Raw genomic sequence first — 16704 nt, 5'->3', positions numbered from 1 at the left:
TGCTGAGTTGTGTAGCATTCGGTCTCGCCGCCGTCAACGAACACCCTCTGGAGCGCGCATGCGGTTCGATCACGTCGGCGGTGTCGTGTGTCTCGGTGAGACCATGGTGATGATGGTTCCGGCTGAACCCGGTCCCGTGCATCTGGTGCGAACCTGGCACAGGGCCGTCGGTGGCGCCGAGTCCAACGTCGCCGTGCACCTGACGCGCCTCGGCGTCCGGTCGTCGTGGGTCAGCGCGGTCGGCGACGACTCGTTCGGGCTGGCGGTGCTCGACGCGGTCGGCGGCTTCGGCGTCGACGTGTCCCGCGTCCGGGTCGACCCGGCACGCCCGACCGGTCTCTACGTCAAGGAGGCCTCGCCGCACGGCAGCCCGGTGCGCTACTACCGGCGCGGTTCGGCGGCCTCGGGCATGGGGCTGGAGATGATCGACCGGCTGGGCCTCGGCGAGGTGAAGCTCGTGCACCTCAGCGGTATCACGGCCGCCCTGTCCGACTCGTGCCTCGCGATGATGCGTGAGCTGCTGCGCCGGCCGCGGCACGGGTTCCGGATCTCGTTCGACCTGAACTGGCGGCCCGCGCTGTGGGCGGACCGCGACCCGCGCGTGCTGCGTGAGCTCGCCGACCTGGCGGACGTCGTGCTGGCGGGCTCCGACGAGGCGGAACTGGTGTGGGGCACGGGTGACCCCGCCCGGTTGCGGCAGCTGCTGCCCGGCCCGGCGTCGCTGGTGGTCAAGCAGGGCGCGGACGGTGCGACGCTGCTGGAAGGCGGTGCGTCGTACTTCGAACCGGCGTTGAAGGTCGAGGTCGTGGAGCCGGTCGGCGCGGGCGACGCGTTCGCGGCGGGCTTCCTCGCGGCTACCTTGGCGGGGGAGTCCCCGCCGGTGCGGTTGCGCGCCGGGCACCTGCAGGCGGCATCCGCTTTGCTCACCGCCGAGGACGTCGGCGATCCTTTGCCGGACGACGTGACAGCTCCGCTGCTGCACGCCGACCCGCAGACCTGGGCGTCCGCCCGCCTGGAGGTGTGAATGAGCCAGAGTCTCGACAGAGCGCTCACCCTGGTGAGCCAGCTCGCGACGGGCCCGAAGACGCTGGACGAGCTGTCCGGCGTGATCGGCGTCCACAAGTCGACGACGCTGCGACTGCTGCGCACGCTCGAGTCGCACCGCTTCGTGCAGCGCGACGGCGTGCACCACTACCGCCTCGGCACGGCGCTGTTCGACCTCGCCAACCGCGCCCTGGAGGAACGCGACGTCCGCCGCGCCGCCGAGCCCGCGCTGCGTGACCTCAACTCCCGCCTGGGCCACACGGTCCACCTCGCGTCCTACGAGGACGGTGAGGTGATCTACATCGACAAGTACGAGTCCAGGCACCAGATGCGCATGTACTCGCGTATCGGCCGCCGCGCGCCGTTGCACTGCACGGCCGTGGCGAAGATCCTGCTGGCCGACCTGCCGGGGCCCACGCTGCAGAAGGTGGTGTCCGGCATGGAGTTCCCGCGCCTGACCGACAACACCATCCTGGGCCCGGCCGCGTACCTGGCCGAGCTGGACCGCGTGCGCACCAACGGTTACGCCGTCGACAACTCCGAGCACGAGGACTTCATCCACTGCATCGCCGCCCCGATCAAGGGCGCGCGGGGCGAGGTGCTCGCGGCCGTGTCGATGTCGGTGCCGAAGGTGCTGCTCGACTACGAAGGCCTGCTGTCGCATCTGCCGGACCTGCTCGCTACCGCCGAAGCTGCATCAGTCGAATGCGGTTATGTTCCGAGATAAGGGGAATTACGTTGTCCAAGGTTGAGATCAAGACCGCTGACGCTCCGCAGCCGGTGGCCCGCTTCTCGCAGGGTGTGCGCAAGGGCAACATCCTGCAGGTGGCCGGACAGGTCGCGTTCGACCCGAAGTCGGGCGAGATCGTCGGCACCACCGTCGCCGAGCAGACGCGCCAGACGTTCGCGAACCTGCACGCCGTCCTCGCCGCCGGTGGCGCGTCCATCGACGACGTCGTGATGATCCGCGTCTACCTCACCGACACCGCGCACTTCGCGGAGCTGAACGAGGTCTACGGCGAGTTCGTGACGGACCCGGCGCCCGCGCGCACGACCGTCTACGTCGGACTCCCGGCCGGCCTGCTGGTCGAGATCGACGCGCTGGCCGTCGTCGACTGATCCCGCCGTACGGCAACGGCCCCGCCGGTTGGCGGGGCCGTCGTCGTGCTGCCCGGTAGCTCAGCGCCGGGTCCTGCCTCCCGTGTAGCTCACCCCGGAGTCGCCGACGGCACTGCGCGCCGAGGGCGTCGCACCGAACGAGCCGAGGTAGGTGTAGATCTCGCCGATCGGGTCGCGCCACGTGAGCAGGACGTCCCCGGCGTTCGTCCTGATCATCGTGGTGTCGGTGCCGGCCTCGTGGGTGTCGCGGATCTCCCAGGCGCGGAACGGGAGCGAGGGCGTCGACTGCCCGGTGGTGTTCACGAACCCGTTGGTGTCACGGACGCTCAGCTCCAGGCTGCCGGTACCGGCCAGCACCGCGGCGGGCGCACCGGCGGCGACCAGCGAACCGACCTGCTGCCACGCGCCGGGGAAGCCCGAGGTGCCTTCGCGCTGGGTGTGGATCCTGTTGTCGGTCCGCCGGACCACGACCTGCACCGTGCCGTCCGTGTGCACGACGGCGGCGGGCTTGCCCACCACGTCGGTCACGCCGGTGCTTCGCGCGGCGGCCAGTGTCGTGCCGTCGAACTTGCTCGCCCGCACCGAACCGTCCGCGTACCGGCCGACGATCTCGATCGCGTTTCCGTTGCGCAGCGCGGAGAAGTCCGCCGTCAGCCCGGAGCCGCCGAGCGAACGCCACGCGCCGAAAGTGCTCTTCGCCGGCGCGCCCCACAACACGAGCTGCCTGCTGTACCAGAGACCACCGGAGGCGTCGACCCCGAACGAGACGAGCAGGTTGTCCTTGTCCTTCACGATCACCGGGCTGCTGACGAACCTGCCCGCGTGGCCGGTGAAGGCGGCCGACCACTGGTTGAGGTTCTTGGTCGTCTGCGTGCGGCCGCGGATCCCGGCGTCCGCGGTGCTGTTGGCCTGGATCTCCAGCTTGCCGTCCCCGTAGACGCCGAAGCCCACCTCGCCGGTGAACTGTTCGTGGCCGGTGATGGGCGTGTGGTCCACCAGCAGGATGTCGCCGGTGTGCCGCTGCCTGCCGTGCAGCAACTTGCCCTCGTTGACGAGGAAGTAGTTCACCAGGTTGTCGTCACCCTGGTAGGCCGCCAGGGGCGCGGTGAAGTTCGGGGTCAGCGTCGGCGTGGCAGGTGGCGTCGGGCTGCCGCCGAGGATCTGACACGCGTCCGGCGCGCCCTCGATCTGCCAGGCGGAGGACCAGCCGTCGGAGATGAACTTGCCCGCGTCGGTGGCCCAGGCGCCGTCCCCGAGGTAGCGGTACCAGCGCAGCTGGCCGGTGTCGGCCTTCAGCGCGTAGAAGACGCCACCGCCGACGGAGGCCACGTCGGAGAACTGGCCCCAGCCGCTGCCTCCGACCTGACGCTCGTACTCGAGCCAGCGCTGGCTGTCGGCGTCGTACTGGTAGCGGAACAGCTTCCCGTCGGTCGAGCGGGCGAAGAGGCCGCCCGCGCCGTCGGCGAAGATCATGTCGTACTTTGTGCCCCAGCCGGTGTCGATGATCCGCTCGGCCCAGGTGCGGGTGCCCTCGTCGTAGCGCCACCAGTGCAGTGCGTTGTCCGACGGGAAACCGTAGAAGTCGCCGCGCGCGTCGATCGTGAGCCGCGTCTTGGCCGAGGCGTCACCCCAGCCGTGCCAGCCGGTGGCGATCCGGTCGCCTGTTCCGCCGTTCTCCCAGCTGGTGCCGTTCCAGACGAACTTGTTGACGTCGCCTTCCGGCGTGAACTCGTAGGTGCGGCCGCCGGGACCGGTGCGCATCTGCCCGTCCCACGCGAACCCGATGCCTCGGTTGGCGTTCCAGACCGGATTGCCGTTCTCGGGTTCCTGGTGCGCCCGGAGCTCCAGGCCGCTGTCGGCGTGCCGCACGAAGATCGGCGCGGCCGTCTGGCACGACAGAGTGCCCGCCGCGGCGGCCGAGGTGGCGAACACGGGCGTGACGAGACTTGCGGCGGTGACTGCCGCCACCGCGATTCCTCTTGCTCTCACAACAGTTCCCCAGAATCTTTTGTGCGGACACGGGAAGAACCGTCCTCTGTGGCGGAAGCTCCACAGAGGACGGTCTTGGAGAAGATCAGGACTTCGTCTTGCCGCCGGTGTAGGTCGGCGCCGTGCCGGCCGTGCTCGCTGTCGCCGAACGCTGCGTGAGCGCCGGGCCGAAAGTGCCGCGGTAGGCGTAGACCTCGCCCATCGGGTCGCGCCACGCGACCAGCAGGCTGTTGTCGCTCCAGCGGACCATCGTCGGGTCGGTCGCGGCCTCCCGGACGTCGCGGACCTCCCAGGCGCGGAAGCCGGTGGTCTCCTGGCTCTTGCCCGTGGTGTAGATGAGGTTGTCGTTGCCGCGTGCCGCGACCTCGACGGCGTTGCTCGCGGTGACGACGGCGGTGGGGGACCCGGCGGTGACGAGGCCGTCGACGACCGTCCATGCGCCGGGGAAGCCCGCCGAGTTCTGCTTCTGCGTGTAGATCTTGTTGTCGGTCCTGCGCACCAGCACTCGCACCGTGCCGTCGTCGTGCAGCACGGCCGCGGGCATGCCCTGGACGTCGGTGCCGCCGAGGTTCGTCCACGTGCCGAGCGTCGTGCCGGTCAGGCGGGCGACGCGGACGGAGTTGTCGGTGTGCCGTGCGACCACGTCGAACGAGCTGCCGTTGGGCACCACCGTGAAGTCGGAGGTGAGACCCGAGCCACCGAGCGAGCGCCACGCCGTGAAGCGGCCGTCCGCGGCGATCTGCTTGCGGTACCAGAGCTGGCCCTCGGCGCCGACACCGAACGACGACTGCAGGCCGTCACTTCCCTTGGCCAGCACGGAGTCTCCGGCCAGGTGACCGCGGTGCCGCAGCACCGGGCCGTCCGCCGGGAAGTAGCCGTTCGGGGTCACCTGGGTCTTGCCGCGCGTCTCGGCGTCGTCGTGGCTGTGCGCCTGGACTTCGAGCGTGTTGGCGAGGGTCGAACCCACCGCGGTGGCCGTGTTCAGGGCCGCCGCCGGCCGGCCGGTGTACTTGGTGTAGCCGTTCAACGGCTGGTGGTCGACCAGCAGCAGGTCGCCGGAGTGGCGCTGCTTGCCGTGGTAGAGGGTGCCCTGGTCGTTGACGAAGAAGTAGTTCGCCAGCTTCTCCGCGGTCGTGCCCTCGACCAGCGTCAGCGGAGCGGTGAAGTTCGCCTGGACCACGGGCCGCGGCGTGGTCGGGTAGCCGACGAGCCTGCAGTCGCCGGGGTAGGCGACGACGTCGAGCTCGTTGTACCAGCCGGTGCCGACGACCTTGCCGAGGTTCGTGTTCGGGTCGCCGGGCGCCCAGGTGTTGCTGTCCTCGAGGTAGCGGTACCACAGCAGCTCGCCCTGGCCGTTCGGTCCGGGCCACGTGCCGTAGAGGATGTCGCCGCCGGGGGAGAAGACGCGGTTGAACATGTTCCAGCCGGCCCCGACGTACAGGCCGTACTGCAGGAACCGGTCGGCCACGGCGTCGTAGCGGAAGCGGAACAGCTGACCGTCCGGCTTGCGGGCGTACAGCACGCCGTCTCCGGCCGCGACGATCAGGTTGTACTGGTCCCAGCCGGTGTCGAGGACCTTGCCGCCGCCCGTCTCCGCGGTCCAGCCGCCGTCGTCACCGCCTTCCCAGACGAACATCTTCAGCTTGCCGTCCGCGTTGATCTCGAACAGCCGGCCCTTCTCGTCGACCGTCACCTTGTTGCGGTGCTCGGGCTGGCTGTAGCGGGCCCAGCCGTTGCCCACGGAGCGGTACTGCCCGCCGCCGGGCATCGTCGCCCAGCCGGGACCTGTTGGTGTGTCGACGATCCGGAGCCGGCGCAGGTCGCCGGAGGCGGCACCCTGGTTGTCGCCGACGAGGTGGTAGACGACGCCGTCGGGGCCGGCGAGCGCACGGCCGATCTGCCAGCCACTGCTGGGGACGTCCTGCTTCGCGCTCCAGACGAAGTTGCCGTTCTCAGGCTCCTGGTGGGGGTAGCGGAAGACGGTGCCCTGCTGGGTGACACCGACGACGTTGACCGCGGAGTTGCAGTTGAGCGACGAGGCGGCGGACGCGACGTGGACGCCGGGCGCCACGATCAGGGACAGGCCCACCGCGCCGGCCAGGGCCGCGCCCAGTCCGGATCTGCGCGCGCGAGTAGAACGCGTTGACATTAACTCCCCCAGAGTCGAGTCAATGTGGACAGTCGACGGCCGGTAGGCGTCGTTCCTGCACCACAGTCTGCGAATCGGACCGTAGCTCAGCGGGTCGGCAGATCGCCAGCCCCAAACGCGTCACACGCTCGTGCTGCTTGTCCTGCCGTGTCCGAAAGCCTTCTGACTCTTGACACCGGCTCGGCGACCTGACGATGCTCAGCTGTCGGCATCTGGGGTTGACAGCGATTTCACACGCGCTGTTGTCGTAGAGGGTTTCTGGGGGTAGGTCCATGGCCAGCGGCCGTTTTTGGCGTGCGCGCATGCTTTTTCCGCGGTCTAGAAGAGGCAGAATCGCGGCCGTCGCAGGTCTGATCATGGTGCTGATGGTGGGCACCGTGGGGCCTTCGGCGTTGCAGCTCATCCCGCAGTGGGCCGCGGGTGGCGCGCTTGATCCGAGCGAGCTCGCCCCTGACCAGAAGTGGGGCTCCGCGGCGGATCAGCCTCATGAGACCGAGGGCACCGGTGCGGCGAACCGCGCGATGCCGAAGTCCGAGCTCGCCAAGCACCCGCAGCCGAACTTCCCGGCGGCACCCACGCCTCCGCCGAACAAGGCGGAGCAGGTCGACGCGCCGAACGGGTTCACCGGCTTCAACGCCCAGAGCAGCAAGGAGGACGCGGCCAAACGAGACGCGAACTCCCGCACCTTCCGCAACACCGACGGCACCCAGACCACCGAGTACTCGCAGTCGCCGCTGAACTTCCAGCGCCCCGACGGTTCCTGGGCACCGATCGACACCACGATCGTCCCTGACGGCGACGGCTTCCGGAACGCCGCGGACTCCGTGGACACCCGCTTCGACGCCACCGCCTCGGAATCGCCGTTCGTGCGCATGCGCCTGTCCGGCGACCACGAGATGTCCTTCGGCTTCGCGGGCACGAGCGCGGCGAAGGCCCGCGTCGAGGGCAGCACGATCACCTACCCCGGTGTCGCGGCCCACACCGACCTGCGGCTCGACGTCGCTTCGGGCGGTGTCAAGGAGACGCTGGTCCTGACGTCGCGCGAGGCGGCGACGAGCTGGCTGTTCCCGTTGCAGCTCAAGGGTTTGCAGGCCAAGGTCGCCGACGGCTCCGTCGTGCTGACCGACAACGCCGGCAACGTCAAGGCCAGGATCCCCGCCGGTGACATGACCGACGCCGCCGGTGCGGTGTCGACGGCCGTCACCTACGAACTGGTGCCGCACAACGGCGGCCAGGCGCTGAGGATGACGGCGGACGCGGGCTGGATCCGCGACGGCGCACGGCAGTTCCCGATCGCCGTCGACCCGACGGTGAGCGGCCTGAACGCCGGCCCCGCCATCTCGACCAACGGTTCGTCCGCGCTGACCGGGTCGACGCTCAAGTCCGGTGACGGCTACACCACCTACCTGAAGTTCAACACCAGCGGGATCACCAACCACCGCGTGTTCGGCGCCCAGCTGTACCTGTCGAACTACGACGCGCCGTCGTGCCGGCCGCAGCCCGTCAGCGTGCACCCGGTGAACCAGGCGTGGGACAGCGGTACGACGGCGGTGCTGGCCACCGGCGGCGCACTGGGCAGAGCCTCGTTCGCCTACGGCTACGTCGGTCTCGGCCAGTCGCAGTCGGCCTGTCCGCCGAGGCCGGAGGCCATCGACCTCGGTGAGGGCGGCCGGAACCTGGTGCAGGGCTGGGCGAAGGGACAGGCCAACAACGGCCTGGCCGTGAAGGCCGTGGCTGGCTGGAAGCTGTTCGCGGGCGCGGGCACGGCCAACCCGCCGCGGCTGTTCGTCACGAGCACGCAGTACGACGCGGGCTACCGCATCGACCGCGGTGTGCCGGAGCCACCGGTGCACCGCACCAGTGACAGCGGCGACCCGAAGCCCACCGTCAAGATCACGGTGACGAACAAGAGCGGCCAGGCGTGGAGTGCGGGCGCGGGCTACAAGCTCTCCTACCGCGCGTTCAGCGCGACGGGCCAGCCGAAGGACGCCCGCGTGGCGGCCGAACTGCCGGCCGGCGTCACCGTCCCGCCGGGCGGGAGCATCACGCTCGACGCCAGGGTGTTCCAGCTGGAGCCGGGCGACTACCTGCTCGACTTCAGCATGGTGCACAACAACACCTTCTTCACCGACGAGCAGATCCCACCGGCCCGCCTGTCGCTGACGGTGTTCGAACTGCCGCCGATCGTCAAGGCGCAGTACCCGCCGGCCGGCCACTCCTCGCCGGTGCTCACGCCGCAGCTGTGGGCCGACGCGGTGGACGTGGATGCCCCGCCGAACACCACGATCGACTACGAGTTCGAGATCTGCCAGAAGAACGACGTCACCGGCGAGATCAACGTCGGCTGCCGGATCTCGCCGAGGTCGAAGTCGCGCACCTGGACCGTCCCGAAGGGATGGTTGCAGTGGAGCGAAACCTATTACTGGCGCGCGTTCGCGATCGACCCGGCGGGTACGCGCAGCGAGAAGCTGGAGTTCAGCGCGCTGCTGACCGCGGTGCCGCAGCCCGACATCACCTCGCACCTGGGCGGTGCGCCCTACAGCGCCGGTGACCTCGACTTCGACCCGCAGATCGGCAACTACACCACCGCCGCGGTCGACTCCGCCATCGGTGTCACCGGCCCCGAACTCACGGTCTCCCGCACCTACAACAGCCTCGACCCGCGCAAGGACCTCGCCTTCGGCGCCGGCTGGTCGACGCGCTACGACATGCGCGTCGTGCCGGACAATGACGGCACCGGCAACGTCGTGGTGACGTATCCCGACGGCCAGGCGGTGCGGTTCGGCAAGAACAACGAGGACGGCAGCTTCGATCCGCCGCCCGGCCGGTTCGCGACCTTCTACCAGGACGCCGCCTCGTCGAACTACGTGCTGGTGGACAAGTCCAACACCACCTACACGTTCCGCTCCGACGGCAAGATCGCGTCGATCTACGACAACGCCGCCAGGCTCGTCGAGTTCGACTACGGCATCACGGGGCTGCTCAAGCGCGCGATCAACCGCACCAGCAACCGGACACTGTGGTTCACCTACTCGGGCAAGCACGTCAAGGAGGTCCGGACCGACGCGCCGACCACCGGTGGCACCCCGATCAAGTGGACCTACGAGTACTTCGGCGACCAGCTGACGAAGGTCTGCGACCCGGCCGGTGCCTGCACTCAGTACGAGTACTCGCAGGGTTCGCACTACCGGTCCGCGGTGATGGACTCGAAGCCGGACTCCTACTGGCGGCTCGGTGAGCCGGCCGGCAACGCGGCGGTCAGCCAGGTCGCGACCAACCTGACCAAGGACTGGGGCGAGCACAGGGACACCACGCGCGACCACGCCGGTCCGCTCGCCGGCAGCCCGGACAGGGCGACCGGGTTCAACGGCACCAGTTCGCTGGTCAAGCTGCCCGACGGCGCGATCAAGAAGAGCCGCGACCTGTCCATCGAGCTGTGGTTCAAGACCACGACCGGTGGCCCGCTGATGGGCTTCCAGCACAAGCCGTTCGACCAGAACCCCGAAGGCGCCGTCCCGGTCCTGTACGTGGACAAGGACGGCAAGCTGCGCGGCCAGTTCTGGCACGGCAGGGTCTCGCCCATCACCAGCGCCACCACGGTGAACAACGACCAGTGGCACCACGTCGTGCTCACCGGTTCGCTCGCGGTCACCACGATGTACCTCGACGGCGCCAAGGTCGGCGAGATCACCGGTGCCGAGATCGACGACAGCAGGCTGAACTTCGGTCAGATCGGCGCCGCGCACGCCGTCGGTCCCGCCGACTGGGCGCCGCACGGCTGGTGGCCGAACGAGGGCAAGAAGTTCTTCAACGGCCAGATCGACGAGGTCGCGCTCTACCAGCACCCGCTGGGCGAGGCCGCGGTCAAGCAGCACTACGCCGCGCGTGAGCACTCCGACCAGTTGACCAAGGTCATCATGCCGAGTGGCCGTGTCGCCGCGGAACTCGGCTACGACACGACGAACGACCGCATCTCGGAGTACACCGACGAGAACGGTGGCACCTGGAAGCTGGGTCTGCCGCAGGTCTCCGGCACCGAGGAGAAGGACGCGGCGGGCCGTTCGATCAAGAACCTGGTCCGCTCGATCGAGGTGACCGACCCCGGCAAGAGGTCGCACTTCTTCGACTACGACCCGATCAAGGGCCGGATCATCAGGTTCGTCGCCCCGCTGGGCATCGGTGTGCGGCACGAGGACAGGGCGGATCCGTCCGTCGTGCCGACCACCCCGACGGCGGCGCCGCCGTGCACCGCCGCCCCGACGCCGAACCCCGACGGCAGCCCCACCTACTGCGGTGGCAAGACGGGCAACAACCCGAACTGGATCGGCGGTCCCGTCCAGGGCCTGGGTGTCCGCACCTACGACTACGACGAGAGCGGCTTCCAGCACGTCATCACCGACGAGAACGGCCACCAGGTCGAGCTCAAGCATGACGAACGCGGCAACGTGGTGTCGCGCAGGACATGCCGGACGTCGACCCAGTGCGACACGGAGTACTTCACGTATCACAAGCCGGCCGCCGGCAACGTGAACGACACCGATCCGCGCATCGACAAGCAGCTCACCGCCCGTGACGCGCGTTCGGCGAGCGCGAGCGACAACACGTACCTGACCTCGTCGACGTACAACACTCGCGGCGATCTGATCGAGCAGAAGATGCCCGACGGCTCGACTGTCGTGCACAGGTACGCCGAACTGGGCGACAGGAGGGGTGCGAACGGCGTCGACGTTCCCCTCGGCCTGCTGTTGAGCACGACGGATGGTCGCGGCAAGAGGACGGAGTACCTGTACCACGCGAACGGAGACCTGTTCTCCGTCACCGAACCGCCGCGTGCGGAAGGTGCCAACGGCATCACCACCGAGTACCGGTACGACCTGATCGGCCGCAAGATCAGCGAGAAGCAGATCTCGGACGAGTACCCGGCCGGCCTGGAGACGAAGTTCCTCTACGACGGGCGGAACAAGCCCGTCGAGGTGACCGACGCCGCCGTCACGAACGCGGTGACCGGTGTCAAGCACACCAGGCACACCAGGACGACGTTCAACGCCGACGGCCTGCCCGAGCGGATCGACATCGCGGACCTGACCGGTGGCGACGAGACCAGGACGATCGCCTACGGCTACGACGACCGCGGCCGGCAGAGCTCGGTCACCGACGCCGAAGGCGCGACGACCTCGTACGCCTACGACGTGTTCGGCAACCGGACGTCCGTTGTGGACCCGTTGGGCACCAAGGTCGAATACGCCTACACGGCCCGCAACAAGCTCGCCGAGGTCCGCATGCGCGGCTTCCACGGCAAGCCGGTCAGCGGTGGCATCGGTACCGCCGAGCCCGCGGACGACGGTCAGATGATCGTGATGGAGTCGTACACCTACGACCTCGGCGGCCGGCTCGTGTGGCAGACGGATGCCATGGGCCGCAAGACGATGTACGACTACTACCAGAACGGCCTGCTGTTCCGGTCGCGTGCCGAGGTGCGCAACGCCGACGGCACGAAGTCGGCGAAGTTGCTGGAGGAGAACACCTACGACGCCGCGGGCAACGTCCTGACCCGCAAGGGTGCGGGCGACCGCGTCACGACGTTCAAGTACAACACCAAGAACCAGGTCGAGCAGATCGTCGCCGATCCGAACGCGTTGGGGCGCACGACTCTCTACACCTACGACGAGAACGGTCTCGTCAAGCAGATCGTCAGGTCGGGCCAGGCCTCCAACACCGGCGGGATGAGCGCGGCCACGAGCGAGGTCGTCGACTACACCTACGACAGCGTCGGCAACCTGCTCACCGAGGGGATCAAGTTCGGCCAGCAGTCGCTCACCACGACGCGTGCCTACGACCGCCGCGGCCTGATGGTGGCGGAGACCGACCCGCGCGGCTTCACCACCGAGTTCTCCTACGACGAGCAGGAACGCCAGGTCCGGGTCAAGCAGCCCACCGTGGCCGTGGAGACCGGTGGCGCGGCGCCGGTCGACGCCCGGCCGGAGAACGTGGTCGGCTTCAACACCTTCGGCAACGAGGTCCAGTCGAAGAACGAGAACGGCCAGATCACCAAGCGGTTCTACGACAAGAACGGCCGCCCGCTGCGGGTGGAGCTGCCGGACTACGTGGCACCGGGCACGACCACGCCGATCAAGGCCGTCACGTCGACCAGGTACGACGCCGCGGGCAACGCCGTGGAGACGACCAGCCCGCGTGGCTCCGTCACCAGGTTCCGCTACGACCAGCTCGGCCGCATGGTCGAGCGGCAGGACCCGAAGGCGGACGCGCCGACCGAGGTCGGCGGCGTGTGGAAGTACACCTACACGCACAAGGGTGAGCAGCTCTCGGCGACGGACCCGACGGGTGCGCGCACCGAGTCGACCTACGACGACCTCGGCCGTCAGGTGACGTCGTCGGTGCTGGAGCGCAAGCCGGTCGCCGCCGCGTTCACCACGTCGTTCGAGTACAACGACGCCGGCGAGCTGGTGAAGGCCACCGCGCCGAACAACGACGTCACGACGTTCACCTACGACGCGCTCGGTCAGCGGATCACGTCCACCGACCCGGCGAACGTGACGACGAAGTTCGGTTACGACGGCTCCGGCCGCCAGGTGTGGCAGCAGGACGCCATGGGGCGCAGCAGCTTCGTGAGCTACGACGCGGCCGGCCGGATGAAGGGCCAGTTCAGCCTCGACGGTGCCGGAGCGATCCAGCGCCGCACGTCCTACACGCACGACGCGGCGGGCAACGTCGAGACCGCGACGGACGCGATGGGCAAGACCGCGCGCTACACCTACGACGCGCTCGGCAGGATGACCCAGCAGGTCGAACCGATCTCGGACACCGAGAACATCACGACCTCGTTCGGCTACGACGCGGCCGGCCAGCGGACCCGCTACACCGACGGCCGTGGCAACAAGTTCGTCACCACCTACAACTCGTGGTCGCTGCCGGAGTCGGTCGTCGAACCGTCGACCGAGGCGCACCCGGACGCGGCCGACCGGACGTGGACGAGCACCTACGACGCGACGGGCAACGTCGCGAAGATGGTGGCGCCGGGTGGAGTCACGAGGGAACGGCAGTACGACTTCCTCAACCGCGTCGTGCGGGAGACCGGTGCCGGCACCGGGGTGGCCTCGGCCGAGCGGACCCAGGCCTACGACCCGGTCGGCAGGCTGCTGGAATCCGGTGCGCCGGGCGGCAAGAACGTCTTCACCTACAACGACCGCAGCGGAATGCTCACCGCGAACGGCCCGTCGGGCGACTCGTCGTTCGAGTACGACGAGCTCGGCAGGATGAAGACCAGGACGGACGTCTCCGGCACCGCCCGCTTCACCTACGACAAGGGCCGCCTGCACACCGCGACCGACAGCATCACCGGCGCCGGCCAGGTGTTCAGCTACAACGCGGCCGGTCAGGTCTCGAAGGTCCAGTACGGCACCAGCCGCAGCCGGGACGTCGACTACGACCCGCTCGGCAGGATGAAGTCCGACGTGATGAAGGACGGCACCTCCGGCGCCGTCGTCTCGTCGCTGGCCTACGAGTACGACAACAACGACCGCCTCACGCGGAAGGTGACGTCGGGTCTCGCGGGTTCGGGTGACAACACCTACACCTACGACTACGCGAACCGCCTGAAGTCGTGGACCGTCGGCGGCGTCACGACCGACTACGCGTGGGACGCCTCCGGCAACCGCACGAAGGCCGGCGCCAAGACCGCCGTCTTCGACGAGCGCAACAGGCTGAAGTCGGACAGCGACTACACCTACAGGTACTCGCCGTCCGGCGCGATGCTGTCGCGCACGTCGTCCGGTTTCGAGGAGAAGTTCTCCTTCGACGCCTTCGACCGGATGATCGCCGTGGGCCAGACGCAGTACGCCTACGACGGCTTCGACCGCGTGGTCTCCCGCAACACCAAGCAGTTCAAGTACGCCGGCACCGACATCGACCCGGTGTCCGACGGCGACTCGACCTTCGGCCGCGGTGCGTCGGGCGAGCTGCTGTCGTTGCAGCAGGGCACGGACAAGCGCGTCGCCGTGACCGACAAGCACGGCGACCTGGTGGGCGGCTTCGACCCGGCCCAGGCGGGCATGCAGGACTCGACCGCCTACGACCCGTTCGGCAAGCAGATCGCCTCGTCGGGCACGAAGCGTTCCGTTGGCTACCAGGGCGACTGGACCGACCCGGACTCCGGCCAGGTCAACATGGGCGCCCGCTGGTACCAGCCGAACACCGGTTCCTTCGCCTCCCGTGACACGGTCTCGGCCGCGTCCGGCGCCTCCGTGCTGTTCAACCGCTACACCTACGGCGCGGGCCGCCCGCTCGACATGATCGACCCCGACGGCCACTGGCCGAACTGGGGCAAGGTCTGGAACGGCGTCAAGTCCGTCGCCAAGGTCGGCCTCGAGGTAGTCAAGGAAGTATCCGGCTACAACGACATCGCGAACTTCATCCGCGAGCCGAGCCTCGGCAACTTCCTGTGGGCAGCCTCGAACTTCGTCCCGTTCGGCAAACTCGCCAAGGGCGCCAAGTACCTCTTCAAGTACGGCGACGACGTCCTCGGCGGCGCGCGCAGGTACGGCGACGACGTCGTAGGCGCGGGCCGGAAGTACGGCGACGACGTGGCAGGCGCAGGCCGCAAGTACGGCGACGACCTGGCAGGCGCCGCCCGCCGCAACGCGGGCGACATGGCCAAGACAGCGGCACGCGAGGCAGCACAGACAGCAGCCAGAAAGGCCGCAGCCGCAGCAGCCGCCGCGGCAGCCCGGCTGGCGGCGATGAAGGCGGTGACGGCCCGCGCCAAGGCCGCGATCGCCCACGCCGTCAAGAACAACGCGATGCCCATCCTGCAGGCCGCCCTGAAGCCGAAGATCGCCATGAAGGACCTGGTGTCCTCCTCGGCGAACATGCCGGCCCGGCTCGTGTCGGCGGTGGCCGAGAACGTCCAGGACGTCAACAAGGTCTGGGACACGATCAAGGCCACGATCATCAAACCCGGCGTGTCCGTGGTGCAGTCCGTGGGCGAGCAGGTGGTGTCCGACTTCGCCAACAGTCAGGTGCCCGGTCTCGGGGATCTGATCGGGCTGTTCGGGTCGAACAAGAAGCGGGGCAACGACAAGGCCAAGGACTCGGGCGCTCAGGGACGCAACGGGGCGGGGGCTTCCTGCCCGATCCCGACCGCCAAGAACAGCTTCACCGGCGACACCCCGGTGTTGATGGCGGACGGGACGCGCAAGCTCATCCGGGACCTTCGAGTCGGTGACGTCGTGCTGGCCACCGATCCGACCACCGGTGAGACCGCCGCCAAGGAGATCACCGACGTCCGTGAGTACCTGACGGATGCGTCGGTGCACCAGCTCGACATCGCCTCGGAGACCGGGACCGGCAAGATCTCGGTGAGCGACGAGCACCCGTTCTGGGTGCTGGGGCTCGGGTGGCGTGACGCTCAGGACATCCTGCCTGGGTACCAGTTCCTGACTGCTGACAACCGGTCGGCGACTGTTACCGGGACTCGGACGTTCTCGGGTGGGCGGCTTGTCTACAACCTCACGGTTGATGGGCTGCACACGTACTACGTGGGTGCCGGTGGTCCTGGAAAGGCTGCCGCTGCTGATGTCCTCGTTCACAACGAAGACCCCAAGAACTCGTCTGCTTGCGCCCGTGCGTACCCCCACGGATTCTCCTCACAGGAGGACTTCGACGAGTTTGGTGACAAGCTCAACTCTGGATTGGCCGCTGCGGGCTACGAGAACACTGAAGCGATCTTCCAGGGCAGTGCCGTCACTGGTGTCAAGTACACGACGGGCGCTCCGTTCGACGTCGGCAGGAAGAGCGATTTCGACATCGCGCTCGCTGGTGACGAGGTGATCGATGCAGCTGTGGAGGCCGGAGCGCCGAAGCGTTCTCGTGGCAACCGGACCGGACCGATCAAGGGCCGTGCGTTGCGGGACATCGGATTGAAGGAACTCAGTCGTGAACTGAGCGAACTCGCCGGTCGTCCGGTCAACTTCATGGCGTACAGGACCGCCGAAGGAGCGACCTCCAGGTCGCCGAGCATCAGGGTGTCACGTGGAAAGTAGTGACGAGACCTTCGGAACCAGCGCGTTGTCAATGGAGGTGTTGCGTCAGCGTTTGGAGCGGGTGTTGTCAGTGCGGTTTCAGCCGCACGACAGCAGCTACTTCGGTGGCGACTACTACCGGTGCGAAGCTGCTCCTGAAGAGGAGATGATCCTCTTTAGGAACGACGTGCCGGATGAGGAAGGTGAGGTGGTTCAGCCTCAGAACGCGCAGTACTCGGTGTTGTTCGAGGTGATGTCCACGTCGCGTGGTGATGAGTTGAGAGCAGCGCTGAGCGCGATACCCGAGCTCACACTCATCCGGCAGGAGCGGTACTAGTTGCTGGTCGAAGGTCACGCCAGGCATTT

7 protein-coding genes are annotated in these 16704 nt (G+C 68.3%); 5 read left to right on the top strand and 2 right to left on the bottom strand.

All coding sequences use genetic code 11. The features are described from left to right. Window positions 1–58: 58 nt before the first annotated feature. From BLR21_RS33130 to BLR21_RS33120, 3 genes are read left to right on the top strand one after another with little or no spacing between them, the layout of a single operon-like run. Window positions 59–1024: a sugar kinase gene (locus tag BLR21_RS33130; RefSeq protein WP_090012338.1), complete on the top strand. Its 966-nt coding sequence runs from the start codon at window positions 59–61 to the stop codon at window positions 1022–1024. Next, window positions 1025–1771 (top strand): IclR family transcriptional regulator, encoded by a 747-nt coding sequence (locus BLR21_RS33125; protein WP_090012334.1) that lies wholly within the window; start codon window positions 1025–1027, stop codon window positions 1769–1771. 11 nt (window positions 1772–1782) lie between these two features. Next, a complete protein-coding gene (locus tag BLR21_RS33120; RefSeq protein ID WP_030481733.1) occupies window positions 1783–2163 on the top strand; it encodes a RidA family protein in 381 nt (126 codons plus the stop codon). A 60-nt stretch (window positions 2164–2223) separates the two neighbouring features. Here BLR21_RS33120 and BLR21_RS33115 read toward each other — a convergent pair whose 3' ends face one another. After that, entirely contained in the window at window positions 2224–4131 is a 1908-nt protein-coding gene (locus BLR21_RS33115) for a tachylectin-related carbohydrate-binding protein (RefSeq protein WP_143027993.1), read from the bottom strand. Window positions 4132–4237: 106 nt separating this feature from the next. Continuing rightward, a complete protein-coding gene (locus BLR21_RS33110; protein ID WP_090012329.1) occupies window positions 4238–6301 on the bottom strand; it encodes a tachylectin-related carbohydrate-binding protein in 2064 nt (687 codons plus the stop codon). Window positions 6302–6657: 356 nt separating this feature from the next. Here BLR21_RS33110 and BLR21_RS33105 point away from each other — a divergent pair, with 356 nt between their 5' ends. Then, window positions 6658–16359 carry an RHS repeat-associated core domain-containing protein gene (locus BLR21_RS33105; RefSeq protein WP_176929910.1) on the top strand — a complete coding sequence of 3234 codons (9702 nt, stop codon included), beginning with the start codon at window positions 6658–6660 and terminating at the stop codon, window positions 16357–16359. Next, a complete protein-coding gene (locus tag BLR21_RS33100; protein WP_090012325.1) occupies window positions 16349–16675 on the top strand; it encodes a hypothetical protein in 327 nt (108 codons plus the stop codon). Before BLR21_RS33105 ends, BLR21_RS33100 begins: the two co-directional genes overlap by 11 nt. Window positions 16676–16704: the final 29 nt, after the last annotated feature.

This window comes from Lentzea albidocapillata subsp. violacea, assembly GCF_900100275.1.
GTDB classification, from domain to species: domain Bacteria; phylum Actinomycetota; class Actinomycetes; order Mycobacteriales; family Pseudonocardiaceae; genus Lentzea; species Lentzea violacea.
The sequence above is the reverse complement of the archived record's forward strand: the minus strand, read 5'-3'. Positions and strand labels throughout refer to the sequence as shown.